This window comes from Candidatus Lokiarchaeum ossiferum, from assembly GCA_025839675.1.
Lineage (GTDB): Archaea > Asgardarchaeota > Lokiarchaeia > Sigyniarchaeales > Promethearchaeaceae > Lokiarchaeum > Lokiarchaeum ossiferum.
The window spans coordinates 2,998,985-3,024,712 of sequence record CP104013.1 but is presented as its reverse complement, the minus strand read 5'-3'; the positions used below and the strand labels follow the sequence as shown (position 1 = coordinate 3,024,712).

The 25,728-nt window shown below is 35.2% G+C and carries 33 protein-coding genes, 1 tRNA gene and 1 pseudogene; 21 read left to right on the top strand and 14 right to left on the bottom strand.

Features of this window, described 5'->3' with window-relative positions; genetic code table 11:
* The first annotated feature begins 6 nt into the window (after positions 1 to 6).
* The 6 genes and pseudogenes from NEF87_RS12745 to NEF87_RS12720 all read left to right on the top strand — a co-directional run bounded on the left by NEF87_RS12745 (position 7) and on the right by NEF87_RS12720 (position 4,071).
* Entirely contained in the window at positions 7 to 768 is a 762-nt protein-coding gene (locus tag NEF87_RS12745) for an exosome complex protein Rrp4 (RefSeq protein ID WP_371801823.1), read from the top strand.
* Between the two features lies 1 nt (position 769).
* Positions 770 to 1,522, top strand: a pseudogene (locus NEF87_RS12740) (exosome complex exonuclease Rrp41); the annotation flags it as partial.
* Positions 1,523 to 1,739: 217 nt separating this feature from the next.
* Complete coding sequence (gene rrp42 / locus NEF87_RS12735) at positions 1,740 to 2,564, top strand: exosome complex protein Rrp42 (RefSeq protein WP_371801822.1); 825 nt, start codon at positions 1,740 to 1,742, stop codon at positions 2,562 to 2,564.
* 140 nt (positions 2,565 to 2,704) lie between these two features.
* Positions 2,705 to 2,995: a 50S ribosomal protein L37ae gene (locus NEF87_RS12730; protein ID WP_371801821.1), complete on the top strand. Its 291-nt coding sequence runs from the start codon at positions 2,705 to 2,707 to the stop codon at positions 2,993 to 2,995.
* 108 nt (positions 2,996 to 3,103) lie between these two features.
* Entirely contained in the window at positions 3,104 to 3,364 is a 261-nt protein-coding gene (locus NEF87_RS12725) for a KEOPS complex subunit Pcc1 (RefSeq protein WP_457916122.1), read from the top strand.
* Between the two features lie 86 nt (positions 3,365 to 3,450).
* Positions 3,451 to 4,071: a hypothetical protein gene (locus tag NEF87_RS12720; RefSeq protein ID WP_457916121.1), complete on the top strand. Its 621-nt coding sequence runs from the start codon at positions 3,451 to 3,453 to the stop codon at positions 4,069 to 4,071.
* A 35-nt stretch (positions 4,072 to 4,106) separates the two neighbouring features.
* Here the strand turns inward: NEF87_RS12720 and NEF87_RS12715 are convergent, their stop codons facing one another.
* The gene (locus tag NEF87_RS12715; protein ID WP_457916120.1) at positions 4,107 to 4,904 is read right to left on the bottom strand and encodes a hypothetical protein; all 798 of its coding nucleotides are present in this window, start codon (positions 4,902 to 4,904) and stop codon (positions 4,107 to 4,109) included.
* Positions 4,905 to 4,974: 70 nt separating this feature from the next.
* On the opposite strand from NEF87_RS12715, the gene NEF87_RS12710 reads away from it, so the two are divergent.
* Entirely contained in the window at positions 4,975 to 5,436 is a 462-nt protein-coding gene (locus NEF87_RS12710; RefSeq protein WP_457916119.1) for an archease, read from the top strand.
* 26 nt (positions 5,437 to 5,462) lie between these two features.
* Here NEF87_RS12710 and NEF87_RS12705 read toward each other — a convergent pair whose 3' ends face one another.
* Positions 5,463 to 5,738 (bottom strand): hypothetical protein, encoded by a 276-nt coding sequence (locus tag NEF87_RS12705; RefSeq protein WP_457916118.1) that lies wholly within the window; start codon positions 5,736 to 5,738, stop codon positions 5,463 to 5,465.
* A gap of 598 nt (positions 5,739 to 6,336) precedes the next feature.
* Between NEF87_RS12705 and NEF87_RS12700 the strand changes: the two genes are divergently transcribed.
* The 4 genes from NEF87_RS12700 (at position 6,337) to NEF87_RS12685 (ending at position 10,243) form a co-directional block, all read left to right on the top strand.
* Positions 6,337 to 7,563: a methionine adenosyltransferase gene (locus tag NEF87_RS12700; RefSeq protein ID WP_371801815.1), complete on the top strand. Its 1,227-nt coding sequence runs from the start codon at positions 6,337 to 6,339 to the stop codon at positions 7,561 to 7,563.
* Positions 7,564 to 7,658: 95 nt separating this feature from the next.
* Positions 7,659 to 8,504 (top strand): GNAT family N-acetyltransferase, encoded by an 846-nt coding sequence (locus tag NEF87_RS12695; protein WP_457920108.1) that lies wholly within the window; start codon positions 7,659 to 7,661, stop codon positions 8,502 to 8,504.
* 117 nt (positions 8,505 to 8,621) lie between these two features.
* Positions 8,622 to 9,440 (top strand): TVP38/TMEM64 family protein, encoded by an 819-nt coding sequence (locus NEF87_RS12690; protein WP_457920107.1) that lies wholly within the window; start codon positions 8,622 to 8,624, stop codon positions 9,438 to 9,440.
* On the top strand, positions 9,440 to 10,243 hold the full coding sequence (locus tag NEF87_RS12685) for a TVP38/TMEM64 family protein (protein WP_457920106.1): 804 nt from the start codon (positions 9,440 to 9,442) through the stop codon (positions 10,241 to 10,243). Before NEF87_RS12690 ends, NEF87_RS12685 begins: the two co-directional genes overlap by 1 nt.
* Before the next feature lie 15 nt (positions 10,244 to 10,258).
* Here the strand turns inward: NEF87_RS12685 and NEF87_RS12680 are convergent, their stop codons facing one another.
* The 5 genes from NEF87_RS12680 to NEF87_RS12660 form a co-directional block, all read right to left on the bottom strand.
* Positions 10,259 to 11,320 carry an NAD-dependent epimerase/dehydratase family protein gene (locus NEF87_RS12680; protein ID WP_457920105.1) on the bottom strand — a complete coding sequence of 354 codons (1,062 nt, stop codon included), beginning with the start codon at positions 11,318 to 11,320 and terminating at the stop codon, positions 10,259 to 10,261.
* A 3-nt stretch (positions 11,321 to 11,323) separates the two neighbouring features.
* A complete protein-coding gene (locus NEF87_RS12675) occupies positions 11,324 to 12,043 on the bottom strand; it encodes a CPBP family intramembrane glutamic endopeptidase (RefSeq protein ID WP_457920104.1) in 720 nt (239 codons plus the stop codon).
* The gene (locus NEF87_RS12670) at positions 12,044 to 13,087 is read right to left on the bottom strand and encodes an NAD-dependent epimerase/dehydratase family protein (protein WP_457920103.1); all 1,044 of its coding nucleotides are present in this window, start codon (positions 13,085 to 13,087) and stop codon (positions 12,044 to 12,046) included. It lies immediately after the preceding gene.
* A 95-nt stretch (positions 13,088 to 13,182) separates the two neighbouring features.
* On the bottom strand, positions 13,183 to 14,079 hold the full coding sequence (locus NEF87_RS12665; RefSeq protein WP_457920102.1) for a nitroreductase family protein: 897 nt from the start codon (positions 14,077 to 14,079) through the stop codon (positions 13,183 to 13,185).
* Between the two features lie 150 nt (positions 14,080 to 14,229).
* Positions 14,230 to 14,907, bottom strand: a complete 678-nt coding sequence (locus tag NEF87_RS12660; protein WP_457920101.1) for a hypothetical protein — start codon at positions 14,905 to 14,907, stop codon at positions 14,230 to 14,232.
* Positions 14,908 to 15,271: 364 nt separating this feature from the next.
* Between NEF87_RS12660 and NEF87_RS12655 the strand changes: the two genes are divergently transcribed.
* The 5 genes from NEF87_RS12655 to NEF87_RS12635 all read left to right on the top strand — a co-directional run bounded on the left by NEF87_RS12655 (position 15,272) and on the right by NEF87_RS12635 (position 17,571).
* Entirely contained in the window at positions 15,272 to 15,739 is a 468-nt protein-coding gene (locus tag NEF87_RS12655) for a hypothetical protein (protein ID WP_457920100.1), read from the top strand.
* Positions 15,736 to 16,326 carry a phage integrase N-terminal SAM-like domain-containing protein gene (locus NEF87_RS12650; RefSeq protein WP_457920099.1) on the top strand — a complete coding sequence of 197 codons (591 nt, stop codon included), beginning with the start codon at positions 15,736 to 15,738 and terminating at the stop codon, positions 16,324 to 16,326. Before NEF87_RS12655 ends, NEF87_RS12650 begins: the two co-directional genes overlap by 4 nt.
* A gap of 153 nt (positions 16,327 to 16,479) precedes the next feature.
* Entirely contained in the window at positions 16,480 to 16,782 is a 303-nt protein-coding gene (locus tag NEF87_RS12645) for a hypothetical protein (RefSeq protein ID WP_457920098.1), read from the top strand.
* A gap of 180 nt (positions 16,783 to 16,962) precedes the next feature.
* Positions 16,963 to 17,181: a hypothetical protein gene (locus tag NEF87_RS12640; RefSeq protein ID WP_457920097.1), complete on the top strand. Its 219-nt coding sequence runs from the start codon at positions 16,963 to 16,965 to the stop codon at positions 17,179 to 17,181.
* A 60-nt stretch (positions 17,182 to 17,241) separates the two neighbouring features.
* Positions 17,242 to 17,571 carry a hypothetical protein gene (locus tag NEF87_RS12635; protein ID WP_457920096.1) on the top strand — a complete coding sequence of 110 codons (330 nt, stop codon included), beginning with the start codon at positions 17,242 to 17,244 and terminating at the stop codon, positions 17,569 to 17,571.
* A 93-nt stretch (positions 17,572 to 17,664) separates the two neighbouring features.
* Here the strand turns inward: NEF87_RS12635 and NEF87_RS12630 are convergent, their stop codons facing one another.
* Positions 17,665 to 18,072, bottom strand: a complete 408-nt coding sequence (locus NEF87_RS12630) for a hypothetical protein (protein WP_457920095.1) — start codon at positions 18,070 to 18,072, stop codon at positions 17,665 to 17,667.
* A gap of 87 nt (positions 18,073 to 18,159) precedes the next feature.
* Between NEF87_RS12630 and NEF87_RS12625 the strand changes: the two genes are divergently transcribed.
* Complete coding sequence (locus NEF87_RS12625) at positions 18,160 to 18,297, top strand: hypothetical protein (RefSeq protein WP_457920094.1); 138 nt, start codon at positions 18,160 to 18,162, stop codon at positions 18,295 to 18,297.
* On the opposite strand, the gene NEF87_RS12620 is transcribed toward NEF87_RS12625, so the two are convergent.
* Positions 18,294 to 19,061: a hypothetical protein gene (locus NEF87_RS12620; RefSeq protein ID WP_457920093.1), complete on the bottom strand. Its 768-nt coding sequence runs from the start codon at positions 19,059 to 19,061 to the stop codon at positions 18,294 to 18,296. The two genes, NEF87_RS12625 and NEF87_RS12620, sit on opposite strands and share 4 nt — an antisense overlap.
* The gene (locus tag NEF87_RS12615) at positions 19,054 to 19,728 is read right to left on the bottom strand and encodes a hypothetical protein (protein ID WP_457920092.1); all 675 of its coding nucleotides are present in this window, start codon (positions 19,726 to 19,728) and stop codon (positions 19,054 to 19,056) included. The genes NEF87_RS12620 and NEF87_RS12615 overlap by 8 nt, the downstream gene beginning before the upstream one ends.
* A 250-nt stretch (positions 19,729 to 19,978) precedes the next feature.
* On the opposite strand from NEF87_RS12615, the gene NEF87_RS12610 reads away from it, so the two are divergent.
* Together NEF87_RS12610 and NEF87_RS12605 are read left to right on the top strand one after the other, a co-directional pair.
* Positions 19,979 to 20,698 (top strand): 50S ribosomal protein L2, encoded by a 720-nt coding sequence (locus NEF87_RS12610; protein WP_457920091.1) that lies wholly within the window; start codon positions 19,979 to 19,981, stop codon positions 20,696 to 20,698.
* Between the two features lie 64 nt (positions 20,699 to 20,762).
* A tRNA-Lys gene (locus NEF87_RS12605) sits at positions 20,763 to 20,836 on the top strand.
* A gap of 165 nt (positions 20,837 to 21,001) precedes the next feature.
* Here the strand turns inward: NEF87_RS12605 and NEF87_RS12600 are convergent.
* From NEF87_RS12600 to NEF87_RS12590, 3 genes are all read right to left on the bottom strand, one after another.
* A complete protein-coding gene (locus tag NEF87_RS12600) occupies positions 21,002 to 21,550 on the bottom strand; it encodes a GNAT family N-acetyltransferase (protein ID WP_457920090.1) in 549 nt (182 codons plus the stop codon).
* A gap of 45 nt (positions 21,551 to 21,595) precedes the next feature.
* Positions 21,596 to 22,669, bottom strand: a complete 1,074-nt coding sequence (locus NEF87_RS12595) for a GAF domain-containing protein (RefSeq protein WP_457920089.1) — start codon at positions 22,667 to 22,669, stop codon at positions 21,596 to 21,598.
* Between the two features lie 144 nt (positions 22,670 to 22,813).
* Positions 22,814 to 23,308 (bottom strand): SAM-dependent methyltransferase, encoded by a 495-nt coding sequence (locus tag NEF87_RS12590; protein ID WP_457920088.1) that lies wholly within the window; start codon positions 23,306 to 23,308, stop codon positions 22,814 to 22,816.
* 240 nt (positions 23,309 to 23,548) lie between these two features.
* On the opposite strand from NEF87_RS12590, the gene NEF87_RS12585 reads away from it, so the two are divergent.
* Both NEF87_RS12585 and NEF87_RS12580 read left to right on the top strand, forming a co-directional pair.
* Complete coding sequence (locus NEF87_RS12585) at positions 23,549 to 24,076, top strand: GyrI-like domain-containing protein (protein ID WP_457920087.1); 528 nt, start codon at positions 23,549 to 23,551, stop codon at positions 24,074 to 24,076.
* The gene (locus NEF87_RS12580) at positions 24,073 to 24,459 is read left to right on the top strand and encodes a hypothetical protein (protein ID WP_457920086.1); all 387 of its coding nucleotides are present in this window, start codon (positions 24,073 to 24,075) and stop codon (positions 24,457 to 24,459) included. The genes NEF87_RS12585 and NEF87_RS12580 overlap by 4 nt, the downstream gene beginning before the upstream one ends.
* Positions 24,460 to 24,498: 39 nt before the next feature.
* Here NEF87_RS12580 and NEF87_RS12575 read toward each other — a convergent pair whose 3' ends face one another.
* A complete protein-coding gene (locus NEF87_RS12575; protein ID WP_457920085.1) occupies positions 24,499 to 25,707 on the bottom strand; it encodes a GNAT family N-acetyltransferase in 1,209 nt (402 codons plus the stop codon).
* Positions 25,708 to 25,728 lie beyond the last annotated feature (21 nt).

Here is a 25,728-nt window from a genome sequence, read left to right as displayed (position 1 = left end):
AATATTATGGAAACACCAGAAAACACAACTCCGACTACCTCTCGTGAGATTGTAACCCCCGGAATGACTTTGTCAACTGATCCGAGTTTAATACCTGGACGGGGAGCAATACGCACTGAAGCCGGTGAAATTATTTCACTATTTGTCGGATTTAAGGAAACCCGAGGTAAATATATGAATGTGGTGCCCTTAAATGGATTGTATAATCCACAAATGGGCGATAAAGTTATCGCTCGTGTAATAGGAAAAACACCTGTAAAATTCTTGATGGATATTAACTCAAAATATCTTGGAATTTTAAAGCCTATGGATGCTTTTAAACGGAGCAATCGTGGGCGAGGTTACGGCGGCAGACAAGCTGGAACTTACAGGGTAAAGGAAGAAGGAGATATGCAGAAATTGAAGATGGGTGATCAAATAATTTGTAAAGTCCTCTCAGGCTCTCGCATTTCTGAACCAGATCTAACCGCTCTCGGCCAAGATTTGGGAATTATCGAATCAGGGATGGTAATTAGCATTCCTGCAACCAAAATCCCCCGAGTGATCGGAAAGAAAGGTAGTATGATTGCTTTACTAAAAAGTTTATTACATAGTAAAGTATTCGTCGCCCAAAATGGAAGGATTTGGATTAAAGGTAAGACTTTTGAACATGAACGTTTATTAATTGATGCGATTCATAAAATCGAACGGGAAGCTCACACATCGGGATTAACCGATCGAATAAAATATTATATTACTGAAGAAAAGAAAAAACGAGGTATTGAATAAAATGCCAATTTTAAAAGGTACTGAAGAACCACATGATCCAGTTTGTTTCAAAGAAGATGGGTCGAGGTTAGATGGACGAGCTCTTGATGAGATTCGTTCGTTTAGTTGTGAAGTCGGCGTTATTAAGAACGCCCAAGGCTCAGCATTAGTTCGCCATGGTGGAAATCAAATTTACGCCGCGGTCTATGGGCCCCGAGAAGTTCATCCACGCCATATGGCGAAACCAGACAGAGGAATCCTACGAGTTTATTATCGAATGTGTACTTTCTCTGTGCATGAACGCAAAAGTCCGGCTCCAAATCGCCGGGAAAATGAAATTTCAAAAGTAATTCGTGAAGCCCTAGAGCCTGTGCTCTTCTTAGAAGCTTATCCTGATTCCCAAATTGAAATTTATATTGAAGTGGTAGCTGCAGACGGGGGCACTCGATGTGCATCAACAACAGCTGCTTCACTCGCACTCGCAGATGCAGGGATTCCGATGAAATCGCTCGTGGTAGGAGTAGCTGCTGGAAAAGCCCAAGATAAAGTTATTTTAGATCTTGGAGATAAAGAAGATAAAGTTGGCCAAGCTGATGTTCCTGCTGTGGTAGTAATGAAAGATAAAACGATTTCCTTATTACAATTTGATGGAGAGATGACCGCAGAAGAGATGGAATTAGGGTTCAAATACATTCTGAAAGGTGCCGAAGATATTTATCAAAAACAATTAGAAGCTTTAAAGAGTAAATATATGCAAATCTCTGATGAAGTCAAGATCGAGAATGTAGAAGTTGCAAAACATACTTCTGCTGTACCAGAAACTAAAGAAGCATCTTCTGAAGCAGTTCCTGCTACACCTAAAGCACCTGTAGATGTTCCTGCCGAGAAACAAGGAGAATCATCTGAAAAAGTTCCAGAAACACCTGTTTCCGAAGCATCTGCTCCTGAAACTCCGGCTCCTGAAGCCCCAAAACAGGGAGATGACAATTAAGATGGATGTTCATAGAGTAGTTAGTTCCTTAGAAAAAAAATATATTTCCAAATTACTCCGACAAGGAAAACGTATTGATGGGCGAGAGTTGTTTGAGTTCCGTGAAGTTAAAATTACAACTAATTTTGTCCCTAAAGCTGAAGGCTCCGCTGATGTATTTCTTGGCGAAACCCGAGTCATGTGCGGTGTAAAGTATGATATTGGTCGACCTTTTGGAGATAATCCTGATAAAGGAGTGTGTACTGTGATGAGTGAATTTGTTCCAATTGCGAGTTCCATGTTTGAACCTGGACGACCTGGAGAAGATTCTATTCAGTTAGCACGTGTGGTTGATCGTGGAATTCGACATACGGATTGTATCGATTATGAAGCTTTGTGCATCGTTCCTTACGAGCATGTTTACATTCTATTTGTGGATTGTTATATGATGGATTACTTTGGAAATTTAACCGATGCTTCCGCTATTGCCGCTATTGCTGCCTTGTTAAGTACAAATTTACCTGGTGCAAAAGTAGGTGAGTCTGGAGATCCCGAATGGGACGGCACGTATGCTCCTCTTCCAATCAAAGAAATTCCTTTAAGCATTACTTTTGGAAAAATTGATGGTGTCACTTTTGTAGATCCCATCATTGCGGAAGAACTTTGTCTAGATGGAAGCATTGCCTTTGCAGTCGATGAAAAGAAACAAGTCACTTCTATTCAGAAATACGGTTCCGCCGTGTGGACCGTTGAAGAAATTATAACTCTCTCTAAGAAAGCAATTGAAATTGGCGATAGTTTACGACAAAAATTGAATTTACGACAATACGTTCCAAAAGCTAAATAAGAAGACTTCAAAATCTTCCCTTTTTTTCACCCTTAACTTGATTAATTCGGTGGAAATTAGTAAAACTTTTTTTATTTGCTTCTTTATTCAATTTATATTCGATTTATAGATCATGCTAAGCATGGGGAAAAATGATTTAGATGGCTAAAACAAAAAAAGTTGGCATTTCCGGAAAGTTTGGAACTCGATATGGTGCCAAAACCCGTAAGCAATGGAATGTTATTGCAGAGAAACAGAAAGGTATAGTAAAATGCCCACGTTGTGAAACAAAAGTTCGAAATATGCGAGAATCTGTTGGTGTCTGGCACTGTAAAAAATGTGATGCTACTTGGACCGGTGGAGCTTGGGAAAGTGCTACCCCACGTGGAAAAGAAGCGATTCGTATTGCCTCTCGATTAAGTCGGGAAGCTGCTGAAGTTGAAAAAAAATAAATGTTAGTACTTAATTAATTTCATTAATTTTCATTCTGCTTTATTTTTTCAATCTCCATCTTTTTAATCTATTCTTAATTTAACCAAAATCTGAGACAGTGAGTAATCGTGAAGATATCTACGCAAATCTCTTTTCAATTTGATTCCCCCGAAGACGCTCAGATTTTTTATGCTTCATTTTTACCAGAGTTCAATGATATGCCATTAAAACGATCTCATTGGCAAGTAAATCCTCCCAAATCTGAATCCTCTGTTATTCAATTTCATATTCATGCTGAAGATGCTACTGCTTTTCGTGCCACTATCAATTCTTTAATTCAATTTGCTCATATTGTGGAAAAAACTATTCATTTAACCTCTGAATTATAGAATTGGAATTCGCCCACTAAGTTTATTTATCTCGTATCCAAATATAGTATTATAAGAAATTTTATTTTAAGAAGGTAGAAAGAAAAATGCCAATTATAACACACCAAGACTTAATCGAACTTGCAAAAATCGATGTTGAAGTAGCATCGGATTTTGGAAAAATCGCCAAGAAAATCGAAACTATTGCATCTGCGGAAAAAAAGATGGGAGAACTTTATCAAAGTTATACAAAAGATCTTAGTAATTATGTTCGAAAGATGAAGGATAAATCGAAGCAGATGGAAGTTTTAGCCCGTGAAGAAAATTCTGGCGTTGATGATGCCGATGTTAAAGCCTATAAACAGCGCGTGGCAGAAGTAACTGATCAGATTAAAGCTTTAGAAGGATATTACGATCGTACCAAGGATTTGGCCCTTCAAAAGAAAGGTATGGTTAAACGAATGGAAGAATACAACAAACTTGTTGTGAATAACGCGAAAATTAGAAAAAGAATTGTAGAAATCGGCTTACGAATTGAAAAAGAAAAAAATAAAATGGTAGCCGCTGACTCCCTTTCTAAAACTGAAGATGCTTTAAAAGATACTGAAAGAGAATTTGAACGCAGTAAAAAAGAAATGGAAAAGAAATGGGAACAATTGGTTGAAGAGCGAGCCGAAGTTAATGCAATGTGGGCTGCTTTAAAGGATTCCATTGAAGATTTCGAATAAAAACATAGCAAATTTGTTAAATCTTTTTTTGCTCTTTAATCCAAATTCGGCTTGTAGACCGGTTCCTGCATAATTTTGTCCATCAATTGATTAACCGCTTTCATTTCAGCATCATCAAAGACATCCACCAAAATACTCACACTTCCTTCCGCACCACCTACCCCTCCTGAAGCTACATGATAGGCTTCACATTCAAAAAGGGTTTCAAAAGCATCAATTTCGGTGAACGTGGATGCGAAAGGCATAGGAATTAGTCCACAAGGCAAACCTTGGGCTGGTTTATCTAGATTGTTGACTCCCATCAATTGCTGAAGTTCTAAAACATTCCCCAAAATCATTTTCTCGAGTCCAATGGGGCAAATAACCTCTATTCCTTTGGCTTGAAGGGTACCCTGTGCTCTTCCAATTGTACCTCCGCCCCTTCCTGCTGCTAAAACTGCAGGGACGCCCTTTATATCAAGTGCATTAGCCCCTTTAATAAAGATGTCATTTTGGTTGAATTTTTCGATGGTTTTTACATGATCTTCTACATCAATTTTTTCCCCTTTGGAAAACATAACTTCTTGTTTGCGCTCTCCCTTATTAACCCAGAGACTCATCGTATTTTCTCGAGGAACAATTTGCCCCGCATTGTAATCTCCTTTATTAAAATTTTCTTGAATATTTTTCAAGGCATAGAGTTCTTCTAGGACATAAGCATTCGTTGATCCTCGAGATACAAAGATTTTTCCATCTTCCAATGCATGCTGTATTTCTGGAAGGGCGACGATTCCCTTAGCAATTAATCGACGTGATTGAGAGGGATTTAAAGTAAATATTATTCGATTTTTCAAAATAATCACTTGTCTATGAAAAACCCTAAGAAAAGAAAAAATTTATCACTTTTCTTCAATTCAAGAACATATGAGTCGATCAGATGTTTCTTCCTCCACAGCGGGGTTTGAATACTTGGATCATACGGCAGATGTATGGGTGCATGCATGGGGTCCCGCTTTGGAACAAGCCTTTGAACAATGTGTGTATGGGTTGATGGAGACAATGATTGAAAATTATCACTCTATCGAAGAAAATGAAACCTATCAGTTTGAAATTATTGAAGAAACAAAAGGTTCGCTGTTAATTGCGTTTCTTACAGAATTTCTATTTTTGTTTGATACGGAAGGTTTAATTTTTCATCGAGTGGCTCTTGAAGCAATCGTTCCTTTAGAGAATGGTCATTTTATGCTAAAAGGAACAGGTTATGGTGATATTTTTGATTCTCAGAAATATATTCCCGATACTGAGGTTAAGGCAATTACCTATTCTTATCTTGAAATCAAAGAAGCAGAACAAAAAACAGAAATTAAAATAGTATATGATATCTAAAGGAAAACGCAAGAAGCAAGAAAAAATTAATTTGCAGGCACTTCTTCTAAAAATTTTTTTTTCCATCGAGCCGTGAGTAATTGAAAATCGGCTTTGGAAAATTCTTCATCAAATATTTCAGATTTTTTTGTTCCTAAGAAGCTATCCATGGTAGTTTGGGGAGAGTTCTCTTTCTGCTGAGGAACTGACAAATGGCGCAATCTTGCGTTCCCTCGAGAAGGACGTTTATACTTTCCTGGTTTTTGGGGGCTTAAATAGCGCGATTCATTTTGCTTCATCCACATCAATTTTGATTCAGCCATGTTTTCACCTTACTATATATCGAATAATTTCGACTTAATTCTTTATCGTCATCAAACTCATATAAAAGGAGAAAGAGTGTGGATTTATTAGATTTTCTTTCAGTTAGTGATATTTGGCTAGGATGTGCATGATATCGTGATGTGATTAGTGATCAAAAACCCTCAATTTCATATCATTCAGAATCAATTTGTGAAGTTTTATATTCAAATATAAATTGTTTATTATTACTTGGAAGTTCAAAATCCACCTTCACAAGCTTCTTAAATGACAAAGTAAAATTCATGCGCTTTAAATTTCTTTCAGTAGTCTTCTTTTTTTTATTTTTGTTTAAATACTCAATTCTTAGTTTATAAAAAAAGGATGATTTATTTTTTTTCAAAATTTCTTGGAGTAAAAAAAGTTAAGTTCTCACGATGTTAACAAAATTTCTTTAACAAAAAATACAAATCATGGAATAGATCGTGAAAAAGTAGCATTCCACTTTTGAAATAATTAACATTAATTACCCTTTGTAAGTTTTAGAAAAAAAAATTAATAAAAGATCCTTTCCTTATCATATTAAGAAATTCTGTTTAGGAATATTCGAGGACAGCAAATATGATACATATTACAAAATCCAACCGTGTCCCTGTTGGTCTAGCTGATTTTCCAGAAATGGTAGAACGAAAAGGAAAAGGGCATCCTGATAGTGTAGCTGATGAATGTGCCGAAGCATGTTCCCGTGCTTTGACAAAATATTATATTGAAAATTTTGATACTTATTTCCATCATAATGTAGATAAAGCCGCTTACGTCGCTGGACAAGCCGCTCCAGAGTTTGGTGGGGGTAAAATTCTTCAACCTCAAGAATTTGAAATAATTGGAAGGGCAATTGATCAAGCCATCGTTGGGGGGAAATTAGTTCCTATTCCCGTCAGAACCATTTGTCGATCTGCGATTCAAGATGTATTCAAATATACTTTCCGTAACATTGATTTAGAAAAGCATGTTATTATTGACGCTCGAACTAAGAGTGGATCAATTGATTTAACTGGCTTATATAATCAAGAACGAAACGGGCAAGATCATATTCCCTTAGCCAATGATACCAGTTTTGGAGTTGGGTTTGCACCATTCTCATCGACTGATCAAATGGTCTATGATGTTGAAACTTATTTGAACTCCAGTAAATTCAAAGATCTTTGTCCAGCTTCTGGAGAAGATATCAAAGTTATGGGCTTACGTAATGGCAAGGATATTGAAATAACTCTTTGTAATGCCATGGTGTCTAAATATGTAAATGATAGATCTGAATACATTAACGCAGTAGCTCAAGTCCAAGAAGCTGCATTGAAAGTGTGTGATGGCTTAAAGGAAGATCATAGTGTTAAGGTTAGCGTGAATACTGGAGATATTATTGAAAAAGATATAATGTTCTTAACCATCACAGGAACTTCCGCAGAAGCGGGAGATGATGGACAAGTAGGGCGTGGAAATCGTGCAAATGGTTTAATTACCCCTGGACGTGTTCAAACTCTTGAAGCCGCCGCAGGAAAAAATAGTAACAATCATATTGGAAAACTCTATTCGCTCATGTCTAATCGGGCCGCTCGCAGCATTATCAAGGAATTGAAAGGTGATGTTGTTGAATGCCAAATCCGAATTGTCAGCCAAATTGGGCACCCAATAAATCAACCATGGATGGGTGACATCGAATTAATTCCGGCTGCTAATGTAAACTTTGATGTGGTGTCAAAACGAGCTAAAGAGATTTTACAAGCAGAATTGGACGATTATTTGACCCTCCGAAAAGAACTCGCCGAAGGCACCGTTAAAGTTTGGTAAATTTAGAATAAGTTCATTTTTTGTTTTTTCCCTTATGAAAATGTCTAACTTTTTTTTCCAAGAGTTTTTCAAATGCAATAATTTACTTTTCCCTAATGACCTTACAAAGAATTACAGAGTTTGATAAGAAAACTCTCTTAACATTCTTCAAACCCTTAGAATTCACTATTGCAGTAGAAGCCTTACTTGACGGTACTTCAGAAGGTGCGTTATGGATAGATGATCCTACACTCCCAACAATTGCATTGTTATGGGACTTTGCAGATGGGGTGTATTTAGTTAGTAAAGAATTTTCTGAGCCATTGTGCGAAATGATTCAAAAGCTGTTCCAAGACGAAATTATTCCAGATGCAGAAAAACGATCGAAATCACCCGTATTTGTAATATATACCTCTTCTGAGCAGTGGAATAAATCTATAATTTCATTTTTTACATCTAAATGGACAATTAAGCCCGAAGTGGCTTGTTTTTATGAACGTCCTCATACTCTCTCGGATCCAATGAAGTCTTCGGAATCGCTGCCTGCACCATTTGTGGGGCATCCGATGGATTCTAAGCTTTTTAAGAACTCGGGCTTAAAATATATTCTCGATTTGCAAGAAGAGATTGAATCGGATTGGGGGTCACTCGAAAAATTTCTATCTGGAGGGTATGGATATTGTGTGATTGATGAAAATACCAATTCACTCGCTTCATGGGCGATCATTGGCAATATTGCCCGATCCTGTGCAGAATTGGGCATTGATACCGTGGAAGAATACTGGAGAAAGGGTTTAGCCACACATGTTGCGAATCAAATGATCTCTCTGTCATATAAAAAGAACTTAACTCCTCATTGGTATTGTTTCCAAAATAACACTGCATCTGTCAAACTCGCCGAAAAAGTAGGTTTTCAAAAGATTCAAGAATTTTTAGTCTATGTCATTGAGAAAAAAGAATAATGGTCCAATGACAATATGCTTATGAGTGGTATTTTTCTTTTTTTTTTCCCCTTTCCAATCCGACATTATTTGATTCAAAAAAATATTTAAAAAACCTATATTATTTCCCCTACGTCAATGTCAGAAAATCACAAAAAACGCAAGTTTGAATGGACAAAAAAAAAAGTTATTATGGCCATTATTTTTATAATTATCGTTATTATTTCTGTAGGGGTTTTTATTCTTACCATTATGGATGAAACCTTCCTATTTACTATAATAAGGGATTATTTTATAGTACCTTTACTGGAAATCGGTTTTTGGGCTGTTTTTGTTTTTCTATTTCTTATGGTGATCCAAAGCTTAATTGCTCCGATACCTTCTGAATTAATTCTTCTTTCCGGATCCTTAATTTTTGGTTTTTGGTGGGGAACTGTACTAGGCGTAATTGGATCTATGTTCAGTGCTGCAATTACCTATTATGTGTCAAACAAAGGTGGACGTGCTATCTTAGAAGCTACTGGGGATAAGTTGAGTATTGCTGATAAAATGATTGGACTTATGGATGAATGGATCGAAAGCTGGGGTATTTGGGCTATCATTGTTGGTCGCGCAGTCCCCTTAATTATGTTTGATCCAGTATCCTATGCAGCGGGATTGTCAAATATCAAAGCCAAACAATATTATATTGCAACTCTTATTGGTTCCATTCCTCGCGCCTTTTTCTTTGCTTTCTTGGGAAATCAAGTCTTCGGTGATAATCGAGATCCAGATTATATTCGGAATTTGCCTCCAGGAAGGTTGGAAGAAGTATCTGGGCAATTTAATACAATCTTCTATATTATCTTCGGTGTACTCGTTTTGATGCTAGCACTTGCCAATTTACTTGTCTATATAAGAGAAAAGAAGAATAATCGTGAATCGCATCAAGAAATTCAAGAAAAAATTGAAGAATAATGATAGAAAATCAAGATAAACACAAATTTGAATGGACCAAAAAAAAAGCGTTCATGGCCATCATCTTTATCCTCATTGCAATAATTTCTGTAGGAGTATTTATTCTTACTATTGTAGAAGAGACCTTTCTATTTGAAACCATTTTGAAATATTTCATTATTCCCTTAATAGATTTGAGATTTTGGGCTTATTTTATATTTTTAGCCCTAATGGTGATCCAAAGTTTAATAGCACCCATTCCTTCCGAATTGATTCTTCTTTCCGGTTCAATCATTTTTGGATTTTGGAAAGGAACAGTTTTAGGGGTGATTGGATCTATGCTCAGTGCTGCAATCACATATTATGTAGCAAATAAAGGTGGTCGATCAATTTTAGAAGCAACAGGAGACAAACTCAGTATTGCCGACAAAATAATTGGAATTATGGATGAATGGATCGAAAAATGGGGAATTTGGGCCATTATTGTTGGTCGTGCAGTTCCCGTGATCATGTTTGATCCTATTTCTTATGCTGCAGGGTTATCCAACATTAAAGCCAAACAATATTACATTGCAACTGCTGTCGGATCGGTTCCTCGGGCTTTATTTTTTTCTTATTTGGGGAGTATCATATTTGTAGATATGACTAGTGATGATATTAAAAAAATGACTCTCGATCAATTAGATCAAAAATCTGGAATGTTCAATATGATTTTTTACATTATTTTCGGAGTTTTAGTTCTCATGTTAATACTTGCTAACGTACTCGTATATATCAGGGATAAAAAGAAGAAGGCTGAATTAAGTGAAAAAATCAAAGAGTAAATTTTCCTATTTTTTTTATATTTTTCCATATACTGTTTCATAAAACGCCAAGGTCCTTTCGATTCCTTCTTTAAAAGGCACAGGCATTTCATACCCCACTTCTGTAGAGATACGGGTATTCACGAACGCTAAATCCCGATGCATAATACGGATGCGGTAAAAATTGAGGATAGGTGAGGTTTTAATTCGGAAGAGTTTATAAATTCCCACGAGAATCGCAGCAACAGGCACCATACACCAATATGGAACACTTAATCGTGGAATTTTCGTATCTGCTACCTTTGCCCATTGGTGAACCCATTTCTTCCATGTCATATTACCATCTAAAATATTGTAAGCACCGTGGATATGAGAAGCATGAAGTAATAGCCCAATGCCATAACAGAGATTTTCAACATACACATGAGAAACCAAATGTTTCCCCTTATCCACGAAACCAAATTTACCAGTAACAATGCCATCCAAAGCTGTAATATAAGAATTTGTATCGTAAGGGCCATAAATAATCCAACCAGGACGTACTATGGCAACTTTTCGTTTTTCATTGGAAGGTGCTGTAGTTGCCCATTCTGTGACGAGATCCTCCCCTTCTCTTTTTGACTCTCCATACGCAAAATTTTTCACATCCCGTGGGGTTGTTTCATCCGCGTAAGTATGCCCGTTCATCGCGTGAACTGTTAGAGAACTTAGATAAATAATACGGGAAACCTTCGCTTTAGAAGCGGCTCGTAAGATCCGTTTGGTTCCTTTGACATTAAATTCCCAAAAACGGGACCGATCTCCCCAATCACTGACAAAACCCGCTAAGTGTACAATCATATTCATGCCTTTCACCGCATTTTCAATGGATCTCTCATCTAAAAGATTGGCTTCCACGATTTCGAATAGATTTTCACCCGTTTGTGGATGTTTTTGAAAATCGTATAAAAAATTGACCGGTGCATTGGGTCGGACCATTGCATAAACATCCAGATTGGTATCTTGACTTAAATACTTGGTTAAATTACTGCCCACAAAACCATTGGCACCTGTAATGAGCACTTTTGGCCGGATTGATACGTCATCTGGAATGACCATCTTTTAAATCACTCCTAAAAAGCGCATCCCGCAAAATGTATCGGTAAGAATCCCAACTGTTATATGTAATAGGAAGACATAATACCAAGAATCGGTTTTTTCCGCAATGATCCCAAATAAAATCCCTGCGAAAGCGGCAGCTATGATCTCAGTAAAGGGTTTAGTCAGATGTAGGAAAGTTGTAAGGATAGTGACAAAAAGAATGCTTTGCCATTTTTTCCATGTTTTACTTAATCCCAACTGTAAGACTCCTCGGAAGAAGAATTCATAAGGAATATAGTAGAATACTACATAGAGAAGTTCATAGAAGACAAAAAATCCCCATGAAGATAAGGCGTCCTTGGTTAATGGATAGGTGTTAATTAAATTAGCATCATTTGAGCTGAAATAAAAGATGGGGGTTGCCAAGATAAAAGCTAGGCAAATAATGATGCCCCACTTTTTATTACCCGGCTTGGTTCCAAAGTAGGAAAGAGGTTTTTGCCATCGTTTTTTAATCACGATTATTGGGAGAACTACTAGTGCCAAGGTAGTAAAGAGAAATCCGAGTAAAACATTTAATAAACTCCGCGAGTAAGGATCGGCTGCAGCTAATTTATTGATAAAATAACCCACAAAATCCATTCCCGAAACCGCAAAGATAAGACAGACGGGTATTGCCAATAAAAGTAATTCTCGGGCTGGGACATGCGAATTGTCCGTTTCTGGTAATTGTATTGTCATTTAAATCCATCCTTGTTCTTGAAACCATAGACCTTCACGAACCACGGTTGAAATAATTGTTTCTTGGGGGTACCATCCGAGTAGACGTTTGGCTTTTTCATTGCTGACACATTGGCCTGGGGCCGATGCGGCAAGCATTTTCGATTGATTTAGGAAGGGCGCGGGTTGCTTGGCAATTTTATATACTGCTTCCATTACCACCGTTAATATCTTAAACATCCATTTTGGAAAGGCGATATTGATAAGACTCCCATATTTTCGATGAAAAACTTTTGCGTTAATGACTTCATGTAATTCGTCCCAAGTAATTGTTCCATTACTAGAGAAGAAAAAGATTTCTCCAATGGCTTTTGGATTAGTGGCACATGCATAGATCCCTCTTGTTAGATCTCCCACATCCACCGTACTATATTTTCTACGAGCTCCTCCAACATAAGCTTTTACATAGGATTTTACTGATTTGAAGAGATCCAAGGAAACTCGGTCTCCTGGTCCTAAAACTGTGCAAGGACGAACTATCGAAATTGGAAGATCTTCCATACATGCATTAGCAACACATTCAACTTTGAATTTTGATACTCCATAATAATCATCCAATATGGGTGTAGCGGGTTTATCCTCACATTGGGGATCTTCGGCTGTTCCAGGACCTGCAGCGGCGAGTGATGAGATGATGACAAGGCGTTCTAGATCAGGAATTACCTGCATACATGCTTTAATGACATTTCGTGTGCCTTGAAGGTTAATGCGATCAAAATCTTTTTGTGAATATCCCGTAATCACCCCTGCTAGATGGAAAATATAATCCATTCCCTGGAAGTGCTGTTCAAGGGAAGCTTGATCTAGCACATTTCCTTCAATAATTGTCACATTGGTTAAGGTAGGGTGTAAAATTTTCAGTAAATCGCAATTTGTTCCTTTCAGGATATAAGCATAGGTATCGATCCCTTGATCGGCCAAGAATTTGGTAAGATGACTCCCGACAAATCCGTTTGCTCCAGTGATCAAAGCTTTCTTTTGGGAGTGGTGTGTTTTTGTAGACATGAGTGATTCCTGCAATTATTCTATATAACTGTATTTGATTAAAAAAAGATATAGGTGTTATAGAGACCTATGGTTAGCATTTTTTTTTGATTCTCTTATTTCCATACTATTCTAAGAGGTTCACGAGGAGGTGCCCGTTGAAATGATTCTTTTGGATGACCTAAAGTAAACATTCCCCAAACTGTTCTTCCTTTAGGGATTCCTAACCAGCGATTAAATTTTCCAATCCTTTGCATGGTTTCCTGAGCAATTCCGATCCAACATGTTCCAAGTCCGAGGGATCGGGCTGCCAGCATTCCATGAGTTAAAGCAATTCCTGCATCATTCCCTGCTAAGTTTCCATAAATGGGAGAGTGTAATAAAATTATGCATGGAGCTTTGAAGAATATGGGATCTTCTCCTCGATCTGCTCGGTTCAAAAGATTTTTCATGGAAAAGAGGAAGCTAGGATCACGAGCCAGCTTTCTAGTCGGTCCCCAGAGAAACAATGTATTGATCAAAGAATTAGAAACTAATTTATAGGTGAGTCGGATCATGTTCAGAACTTTCTGGGAAAATTCTTGGATTTGCTTCGAATCCGTTAGTATGAGATATTCCCAGTTTTGCTCGTTGCTGGCACTCGGTGCATATCGCATTGCTTCCAAAATTGCTTTTATATCTTCCCGGGAGACAGCTTTCGCATGATATTGTCGGATAGATCTTCGAGCTCGTAAGATTTCAAGAATATTATCATAGGAATAGTGTTTTGGATCCAGAATTGCTGCAGAAGTAAAACATGGATCTCCTTTATCATATTCGATTGCTTCTGTGGGACATACTGCTAGACAATGTCCGCATAAACTGCATGAATTGGTAGGATCCTTAAAGATCAGTTTCGTCGAATTTTTAGATCCTTCTTCCTTTTCTGAAAATGATAGTAGACGTGAAGAGCATTGAGATAAACATTGACCACATCTGGTACAAATTTCTTGATTAATTCTGATAATTCGCATTTTTTTCAATTCCCTTCCCTTCTATACCAGTTAGTTATTTAGTACAATGATACTTCCCACATAAAGGATCTGAAAATGAGCATTGCTCACATAGGAATTCAAGATTTTGCTAAAAATAAAAATTTTTAAAACGAATATAAAAGTTCTAGTCTATTCTATAGGTTCTGCATTTTGAGTCGTTTTTTGCTGGAAAAAAAAACTTACCCCATTAATTATAGTATTTGTGGGAATTCCTTTAATGTTTTTCTGGATTCTTTGAATTTCACTATAGTCTTCCTGAATTAGTTCCATATTTGCCTCCTTGAGATAGTTTTGAAGGAGATATTTAATGAAAATAGAAAAATTTTTTCCTAAGGCGTGCTCTCCTTTGATAAAAAATTGATCGTTTTTTAGCTGGTAAGATGCATTGTAAAACCAATTTTGCCCTTGGGGTTTTAGAACAAAATCTAAAACATGAATCACCTGTTCCACTTCGTCTTTAAATGTATGTTCATATTTCAATCCAGATCGTAATAACTCTTGTTGGATATTTTTTGTATCGGAAACCCCATTGTCATACGAAATTTGGGCCATCTCTCGTAAAACGTCATCTGAAGCAAGATCCATAAGAGGCTTAAAAATATTATAGCTCATAATAAGCTTTGGATTTGGTCTTTCAGGATTATAGGGATTCATTGCAATATATGTATTTATTGCTTGCTTAATTAACTTGCCCGTAGATTTCACCGATTGAATATTCTTGATCATTTCTAATTCGGCGAGAGTCAGTTCATCGATTCGAATTGTAAATACTTTCGATGGAGTTTTTTGATTGGGCTTTCCTCCCATAATATAATAAACGAAGGTAATACAGAAAAAATTTATGTGTTACTTTATATATTTGAATTTCCTATTATTTACTGTAATACAAAAAATATTATGTATTACATAATACAATGAGTTGTCATAGTCATGTCGAATCGAAGCAATAATTATTATCAAACCAACCTATACCGTCGGTACATCATAACTCCCTACTGTATATATCCGGTTCATGATTAATATCGTTTGAAACCAAATTTAACCCAATTAACCAACATCCATTTTTTTTTTTTTCATAAAATTTTATTAACAAGATCAAACGTATGGTCAATTGATATGATTTGTCCATACTTTTATATACTTTTGCAGGTAATTACTGTTTGAGGATACAATGCCGAAATTAGTTCATCAAGAAAAAAAGGAAAAATATACCATTCGTGTATCGCCTAAAGATTTAATTGCATGGAAAGACTATGCGACTAAATCCAACATCCCTTTATCTAAAATTGTTCGAAATACTATGAACAAATTAGTGTATGGGGAACAGCAAACAACCACCAAGCAGGAATCCCTTGTAAATGAAATCGAAAAAGTGGATCAAAAGATAGATGATATGGAAATCAACATGCGTATGATGCTAGGGGAAATGATGCAGGAAATGAAGAAAAACATGTCCAATATCCCTACCACGGACTATGAAAAACAAGTTCTTAAGACTTTAGAAATATTTGGTGATCAATCGAGAACAAAATTGCGTGAATTATTAGATGTAGATAGTGAAATGATTAATAATATTCTTTCAAATTGCAAAGGGATTGAATTTAAGCCTAAAAGTAAAAAATGGGGGCTAATTGAATGATTTTAACTGAATTAGAAGGTCTAATGCCAATTGAAAGTCAGGAACTTGTCCAAAGCTATTTGACTAAGAAATTGCGAACAGGGAAAGGGACTGAATCAGGGTATCGAAGTGCAATTACACGATTCCTAAAATACATTAATATCTATGATGTTACACAAATTAACCGTATTGATGCAGAGAATTATCTTAATTATTTAGATACCCATCCTAATAATTTTAAGGAATCATCTAAACGCTATAATCTTTCTATTTTACATTCCTTCTTTGATCAAGTAGAGGACTACTATCGATCCCAAAATATCGCCTATTTTAATCCTATTCCTAAGTTGAAACATTATAAATTCACCCCCGATCGATCCCTGACCTTAGATGAACGTGATGCAAAAAAACGAGATGCAATTTTCACAATTGCCCAACTGAAAACAATTAACGAAATTTATCGAACTTTGTGTACATATGAAAATTGGGGCTTTAGAATAGAATCTAACCTTTTTATTCACGCAGATGATATGACTACTACCCAGGGCGTGTCCATAATAGTAGATATGACTACGACAAACGATGCGGTGTGGGATTTCGGATACTAAACCCAGAAACAATCTGTAAGTGTAGTTAACTTAACAGGAGGGTATGATACATCTAATCAACGCCTTTCATCTATCTATAAGACCAACAATTTTGGATCATTAGTTTACAGTGATCATTTTCCCGAAATCATCGTGCAAAGTGATTTAGATGATTTGGCAGAACAAATCGGCGGGGCAAAGGAACAAAGTATCTTTCAAGCCACCTTTAAGATTTTAGGAAAACCCCCAATTCAAATTGGAAAACAGATATGCTTACTTTACGCGCCTTTCGCTTCGCAAGTTAGTACTTTAGCTTCCATGACAAATTATTATGTGAATAAGTCCATCTATGATTTTACAAGTGGAACGAGCAAATTATCTGTTAGCGATGCCCGCATTAGTCAAAAACCGAAAGATCAAGGAATTTCTGCTAACGCGGATCAGCAATTTTTAGATGATCTTGCATCTAAAGTCTGATTTTTTTGTCAGGATATCTTCAAATTTTAAATGTTTACTCATGAATTCGGTTGTTCTTCCAACTTTTTTCTTGATTTTTGTCAATTTCCAAACATTTAAATATTCTATGTTATCCTATAAGTATAAGAAAATGATTTACAATAATTTTATAAGTAAATATTTGTCAGAGGTCGTATTTTAATGACACAATCAAATAATTTGACAATACCTTGCGAATTATTCTTTCCTGATATATTCTGGACAGGTAATTATCGCCAAATTCGATCAAAGTTTTCATTCAATACTACAATTAAACTAATCGCAAACGAAATTTATAGTTCCGAATTTACTGTCGAATCTTATAACGAAATTGAACAAAAAATAATATCTTTCATGAAAGAAGAGCAAAATTATTCATAATCTTTTTTTTTTTTTTTCTTTTAAAAGATTTTTAAGCAATTAGATCAATTATAATACATCATGTATACCGTTTGTCCAAAATGTCAGAAAGAAATCAATTTATTTGGTGGAGTATATAAATGTCATAATTGCAATCAAAATTTTGAAAGTAAAGATGTAATTGATTACAATGTTCATTATCTTCTTGAACAATATGATATAAAGGAATTGGATAATATTACAATAGACTTAATTAAATATAATATTGGATTGTCTTTTGATCGAAGAAATAGAAACATCCTTAAAGAAACAGACATATTTTTTTACCGAAAGATCAAGGAATTAGAAGATGAAATTAGTATCTTAAAAAATGAAATGCAAAAAGTCCAAATGCGTAATGTTTTACGATAAATTTTTTTATATAAATTTTATCAACTTTTTATATTCTATCATGAGTATTTACTACGAGAACTATATTTATATAATTCTATGAATCCAGGTTGGTTAATTGAATGGTTTTTTTATTTCATAGGAGGATAAAGCTGTTTTTAATCCTAAATCTTTTCTATATTCAATTAAAAGTTTTTGTGCTAATTTTATATCACTATTTTCTTTCATTTCCCATTTTGTTTCATCCAATCTTGAAAGTAATGAATTATATTCCCTGATTACCTGATCAGAAGATAAAATCAAAGCTTTTTGGTATAATTTATTTATATTTTGTTTTATATTACAACCGAGATATATTATTGAAGTAATTTCTTCCATTAATTCTAAATAAAAGTCAAGTTTCATTTGATATATTTTAGAAGTTTGCTTAAACTTAGTTTCCCTAAGGTAGTTTGAAAGGAAAAGTATTAAAGTAGATAGAAATGAAAAAATTATTGCAAGTATTGGCACTGTATCTGACATAATAATAAATTAGATCATCAATTTAAGAATTTTTTATATATTCTCACCCGCGGTAGTTTTTTTATTTTGTTTTTCCTGAAATACAGTATGAATCAAGCAAACAATCAGTATTGGGTCAGGGTGGGAGGCGAGATGCAATTTATCAAATATCCTTCCACCACTTTTAATGAGGAACTTGACCGAAATTTTAAAAAATGGGATAGTCAAAAAATTCAGAAAACTTAAGATAATTTTTCATAGATAGTAGAAAGCTTTTGCTTACCTATTCTTGTTAAAGTAAAACCACTATCAGTAATATGGATTAATGTCCTTTCCTTCAATCTTCGTATATTTTGTGCAAAATCTTTCTTTAGCTCTGGAACCTGAATAATAATTTCTTCTTTTGTAATGCGAATTTTATCACGATTTCTTCCAATAACATAAAGTAATTTATCTGGTTTGCTTACATCTCTTTTTAGGAATAATATTTCACCATTCTCAAATTCCTCAACAAATGGAATATCAATCTCTGCAAATGGTTTTAGAATCATCATTGAAGAAGGATCTTGAACATTACAATATAACATTAACAGATGTGATATGACCCAATCTATATTTTGTTTTACTGTCTTAATATCGATTTTTTGTGGAATAGCTAGTTTAAAATGTGCTACTCTTTTTCTACTTCTGAATGCATAAATTCCCTTTAATATATTTGGAATAATATTCATGAGAATTTCAGCATCAGAATTTGGTTTTGGGGCTTGTATCATTTTTTGATAATTTGGATTAAAATCAATTCTATTCAAGTTTTGCACAATATTTAGTTCTTTAAAACATATTAATGATGAAATTAATTCACATAAATGACCTGCTGCTATTCCTAAGTTTACAGCATCGAAAACATAAAAAGCCTTTTCAAGATTAGCATATTCGTCAATTATTGGTTCAGAATATTTCTTTGGTATATGTTTTGATAATAAATCTTGAAACTTAGAGATATTACTCACCTAATGATGCAATTTTTTCATTCAAGAATTTCTTTGCTTTTATCACCCCAACTGGAAAAATTCTATAGGATCTACCATCTATTTTAATCCATTTATTAAAATCTGTGGATTTTACTTTTGATAAATCAGTTGAATCTATTGATGATTCAGTTAAGATCATTGTTAATGATTTTGAACTTAACGAATCATTCCCATTTAACACATTTGTAGCAAGTAACAATAGTAATAGTGCCTGTCTTTGAGTATCTGAACGTGATTTTGAAACGGAACATACATCTGGAAGAATAGGAGGAACTTCCATCTCTCCTTTTGTGTATTTGCTATAACCAAAATCATAGATTTGGCTTAGTTTCAATGGATCTACCTTAACTTGAGCTGCGAAATCTTTAATGGGTTGATCAATAGACTCAGCTATCGTATCAATATTTTCAGTCTGATTAGTATTTGAATTAGTATTTATGATTTCTTTTATTACCTTATTTTCCCCTTCATTGCTTGTGCTTTTTTCCAAAATAGGCTCCTTTCTTAAGACTTCGAGCAAATTATATTTAGAATCTACGATTTGATCAATTTGATTAAGGATTTTTTCCAAATATTCTTGATTATTATCATTATCCTCTATTTCGATCTCAATTCCATTTTTATCGGCTGTAAATCTGACTTTCATTATTATTTTCCCTTTTTGATTGATTTGATCATATTATCTCTATAATATCACGATAATATACTACATTTTAGTCTTGCTTTATTTATTTTATGGTCTTCTTTACTTAAGAAGTTAAACATTTGTCCATACGCGTAACTCACAAATATCCGTCTTTTTGATGATAAAATTTTATTACCATGCTACCTTTACTTCTTCGTAGAGTGCGATAAATCTCACCCAGTGAGGTCGCGATGCGCTCTAAGTGATTATAATGGGTCGTAGAATCTTAGTCCAACGTAGGGGAAAAGGTACCCAAAACTTCCGATCACCTAAACATCGGAAGCGTGGTGCAGTGAAATACATCCCCAGAAATTATAATGATGTTTTGAATTTTGAAGTAATTGAATTTATCCACGAAGGTGGACGTGGAACTCCTCTTGCTCGAATTGAATTCGACAATAAAAAACGTTCTCTCTGGCTTCCTCCAGAAGGTATCTTTTTACATGATAGATTCCAAATTGGTCCTCAAACCGAAATTATGGTAGGCAATACCATGGAAGTCCAATATATCCCAGAAGGGTCTTTAATTTACAATATTGAGATTCTTCCTGGTGATGGAGGCAAATTATGTCGTTCTGGTGGGACAACTGCCACTCTAATGACACGTTCTGAAAAAGGAGTTCAAATCTTATTCCCATCCGGAAAAAGAAAAGTAATTCACAAAAATTCTCGAGCTACTCTCGGTGTAGTTGCCGGTGGTGGTCGTACTACCAAGCCTTACTTAAAGGCAGGTAATAAATATCATCAAATGCGTACCAAAGCTACCAATTGGCCAGTTATTACTTCCAGTGGTATGAACGCTTGTTCACATCCATTTGGAGGTGGGCGCAAGAAAATGTCGGGTCGACCAACTACCACAAGTCGAAATGCTCCTCCAGGGCGAAAGGTTGGTATGATTGCCGCTCGACAAAGTGGGCGCAAGACAAGATAGTCAAACCGATAATTTAATAAATAATTATCCCTTTTTTTTCTTACCCATTCGGGTAACCAATCACGGGCCATTGGCTCAGCCAGGTAGAGCGGCGGACTCTTAATCCGTTGGTCGGGGGTTCAACTCCCTCATGGCCCGCTTTTCTTTTCAACCCACTTTTGTTATTTCTAGCTAAATTAATTGCATGATTTAAAATAGTTTTTAGAATATTTACAGAAGAACAAATTAGATAAAATAAATTAAAATCAGACGGTTGGAGGTTGCCTATTCTCATCGTTTTTCTAAACATTGTTTCAAAAAAATTTATTCAATATTTTTGAATTTGCTAAAGATGAAAACATCCCGAAAATTGCCTAAATAGAAATTTTCTCCTTCCAAAACACCTTCTAATCTATATTTTAACTTTTCGAACACTTTAACAGAAGCTAAATTATCTCGAATGACCAAAGCTTTCAATTTTCTGAGATTTAGTTCTTCAAACGCATAAGTCTCCAATAACTGAATTGTCTCAGTTCCTAAGCCTTTTTTCCAATATTGGTTTTCTCCTATAATATATCCCATCGTCGCTTTTCTATCGATCCATGAGATTTCATCCAATTGAGCATATCCAATTGCTTGCTTGTCATGTAAATGCCAAATTTCTAAAATTATTTTCGATGTAGTACCATTAAATTGTTGCCTTTGAACCCACTTCTGTCGAATTTCATATGTGGTTGGAAAGTGATATGGAATAAATGCTCTATTCTTCGGATTATTTACCCATTTGGAATAGAGATGGATATTTTTTTCTTTTAATGGTCGAAAAGCAATTCTTTCTCCTATTATGAAATATGATAGGGTCTTTGAAGCCATTTTTATTTCCAAAAAGAAAAACCGAAGTTATTATTAAAACTTTCTTTACTTTTCAGCTAAATCTGGATAATATTTTTGAATGCATTCTGGACACATTCCATGCGTGAACTCCGCTTCTGAATGATCATGAATATAGGATTCTATTAATTGCCAATTACCCCCTTCATCACGAATTTTTTTACAAGATGAGCAAATTGGGAGCAAACCTTTCAATTTCTTAATTTCTTGTTGCGCAATTTTACGCAAAGTGATATCGCGATTGCTTTCTCGTCGTCCTCCTAACGGAGAAATTGATTCTGGGACAACAGAACATCGATGTTCAATCCATCTCACATCTCCTGACTTATTTCTTATTCGGAATTCGATAGTGCTCTGCTGTTCATCCTTCAAATTCTGCTGTTCATGATCGTCCCACACTTTGTGATCTTCTTCTATAATAATTTCTTTCCTTAAATTTGGATTAGTATAAAATTCTTCTGCACTATACCCGGTTATTGCTTGACATGAAGGTGAAATATAGAGATATGTCGAATTTTTTCTCCAAATCTCCCAATCAACCGCCTGATCGAGGATCAATTTAAATCTAATCCGTTCTTGTTCAAGTGCCTCAAATGCATCTCTGCGCTGTATCATCCGCCAAGCTGTTAATAGAAGTATCTGAAGATTTTGAATATCAAGCTTTGAATAGTCCGTGCTTTTATTGCCTACTGCAATAATTGCAATTACATGATCTTCATCAATAATCGGGACCGATAAAAAGCGAGATAATGCCAAATGTCCTTCTGGAAATCCTTTTTTCAAAGGATTTGGTTTTTCAAAGTCATTAACAATAATTGATTTTCGTTGTCGAATTGCTTCTGCCCATAATCCTGCCTTTTTTATTGGAAAATCAATATAAGGATCTTCCACTTGGCAATTTTTCCAAGCAGATTCGGACCATGCATGAGTTCGCATTATCGTTTGTTCTGAATTTATGAACCCAATAAATGAAATCTTGCTAAAAGTTAGGGATATCGCTTCATTCAAAGCGTAATCCGCGATTTGTTTTCGAGTCGCTAGATTCATTTTAGTTAAATGCAAAAGGATGTCAAATAACTGTGATTTTTTAGATTGAACCATATTTTAAATCTCATTGATTTCAAATTGGAGATATTCGATTAATTATGAATTCACAGAATACAAATCGAATCCTATTAATTACTTATCCTTTTCAGTTATTTATAGATTTATAAAAAAAAAGAATTATTTTGGTGATTCAAATTATCACTCTTGTTCCATTTCAGCCCACCATTTCATGGCTGCTTCCTGACTTTTAGGCCAATGTTGGAGATAATTAGGATAATCCGCCCCTTCAATGATGTCAGCCATTGGAAGATATGGTTTAATATCAACAATTGGAGTTCCTGGAAACGCATCTGTCCATGGGATCTGAATTATCCCTTCTTTCAGGTCCACTTTAATTATCTGTGTTGCAGAAACACATATTGGATTGGGACGAAATTCCGATCTATTGGCAAAAACTCCCATACTAGGTGCGTCTTTTCCATAAAATGGGGGTAATTCTTCTGATAGTAATACCGCTCGTCGCTTGGGGGTATCATTTTTATGTGCCCACCAAACGATATTGACATGGGTGAATTTTTCTAATTCTTTTAGGGCAAGTCTATATTGTTCTTTTACCTCTATCCAAGTTTTTCCTTCTTTAGATTTAACTTCTCCAATCGGATGTAAAACAATTTCTTCTTTTTTTGCTGTCATTTTTTTTTTCACACTTGAGTTTATTTTTGTAATGTGGTGCAAATCTCAACAATATTCTCTATTTCAATATTATAATGGTATTTTTCATGAAAAATTAAACATAAATTTGTTCTAATACCTGCAAATACCTGTTGGATCAGCAGTAAGAATATTAGTTCATTTTTTATATTTAAATAATATGCATTTGTTCATTTTATTTAGGAATCTTTTTATTTCTCATTTCCCTTACTAAATTCAATCATGGATGAAATTTCTCAGGATTTTACTCCAAAAATTACCGATCCACTCCAATTCCGTCTCTTAGGCTGTGAATTTTATGGCGATCCGTTTCTTAACAGTGAGGAATGGTCATATGAAAATGAAATAGGAAAACTCTGGCAAAGATTTGGCCAATTATCTCAGAAATATAAATTTATTCTAGAAAAATTGAATTCAAAGCCCCATTTTGCTTTTGAAATCCATATTGAACCTTCCGAATATGCGAAAACACGTAGATATTACGTGTTTGTAGGAATTGAAATTGATTATTTTGATGAAATCCCATTAGAAATGGTGGTTAAACAATTACCTCTTACTCAATATGTGGAATTTACTACCACTATGGCTGAACGAAAGACAGAGTATGTCTTCCAAGATTGGCTCGTATCAGAAAAATCAGACTATTGCCAATCCTATCCTTATGTAATTCAACAATATGGTCCGATGTATAAGGGTTTAGAAGATCCTGCTTCGGAAATTGAATGGATGATTCCGGTGAAAAAACGATGAGTTTGGCTAGAAAAGCATTAAAAAAATCCTTTCAAGATATTACAGCAGATCTCTTCCCAATTCTCAAAGCTATCGGTAATATCAAACGATTTTCTATTTTGGTCACTCTTCTCGATGGGCCAATTTCCTTTCAAACTCTTTTATTGCAATCGAAGCTTCAAAAAACCGCCCTAGCAAACCATCTAGTGCAATTAACAAGTGTGAAACTCATTCAAAAACCGACCTATGGCATTTATGATTTAACTATGGATGGAGTAGAGTATTTAAGTGCACTTCATCAAACATGGATGCAATCTATGAATGTACACCAAAAGCAACTTCAAAGAATTCAAAGCCGTCCAATGTCGTCGATGTTCATTAAGAAATTATTGCATCAGGAATAAAAAAGAAATAAAACAAAAACAAAAAAAGAGTGAAATAATCTAAAAGAATTCCGCTAACCAGGTTGGAGAGAGAGGAAACCATAATTTCAAAATAGCAAGATCTTGAGCACTTGCATCTTGAATCCACTTGAAATAAATTAACTCTGGATAAGACATCACTCCATAGACTATTGCGGTTAATCCTTGGATTGTAATTTTCATGTTAGGAGTGTCTCCCTCCAACTTCTCAACATGAATTTTTCCATTCTGAACAGAAAGTGCTAAGTGGAGATTGTTCCATACACAATCGGGATCGGTCAGTTGAAACCGAATTATGTCTGATGTTTGGTGCGTTACAGGAAGATCTGTCAAGCAAGCAATCGCATCAACAATTCGGGCCATATTGACAATATGGTGTGGTGTTTTAGTCTTTGCAAAACCAGAAAACCATGCGTATATATTTTCTTCATGGGGATTTAGGGGAAGATTAACTTGGATTATTTGATCTGAGTTCAAATATAACACATGTAATAACCCATGCTTACCTGCCGGGGTAATTGGATAAAAATCTAACACTGAAATTGTGCCGATGTTATCTTCTCCAAAGAGTCGATCTCCATAGCCTTTATGGGCGTAGTGCATTATTCCTTCAATTTCTTTTTCAGGGTTGTAAATAACTATTAACCACCGATCACTGTTACCCCATGCTTCTTTCCACCGCTTATCGGTTCGGGGAACACCTCCATGGATTTTGGAAATCGCAGTTCGATGAAAATCTTTTATTAACTTATATCCATCCTTTAATCGCATCTTTTTGAAAGTATAACCTTTTGGGAGCTGATTCCAGTGTTGAAGCCATTTAGTTTGTACTATTACATTGCGGTAGGGAACACAATTAATGTAACCCATTTTTTCATAAAAAGAATCCTTGAAAGGGGTGAGAGTTGAAGTTGCTGTTCCTTCTTCATGCAAATCGGCAAAAATTTGCTTTAAACCTTCCCGAATATAACCTTTCCGACGTGCAACAGGATCACATACAATATCACAAATTCCCGCCATCTTTTTAAAGGTGCCTCGGATATTTTGTTCAAAAGGAATAGCTCGAATATTTGCTACTACCTCGTCGTCTTGAATTATTGAGTAATATTCATCCTTTACAACATCAAAGGTGCGATCCAAATTGGTTGGAGCCATACCGTAACTATACTGGAAGAGTTCTAACATTTTCGTCTTGTCCTCATCCAACGTCTTTCGCATATTTAGTGTCATACTTTTGGTAAACGTTCGGAT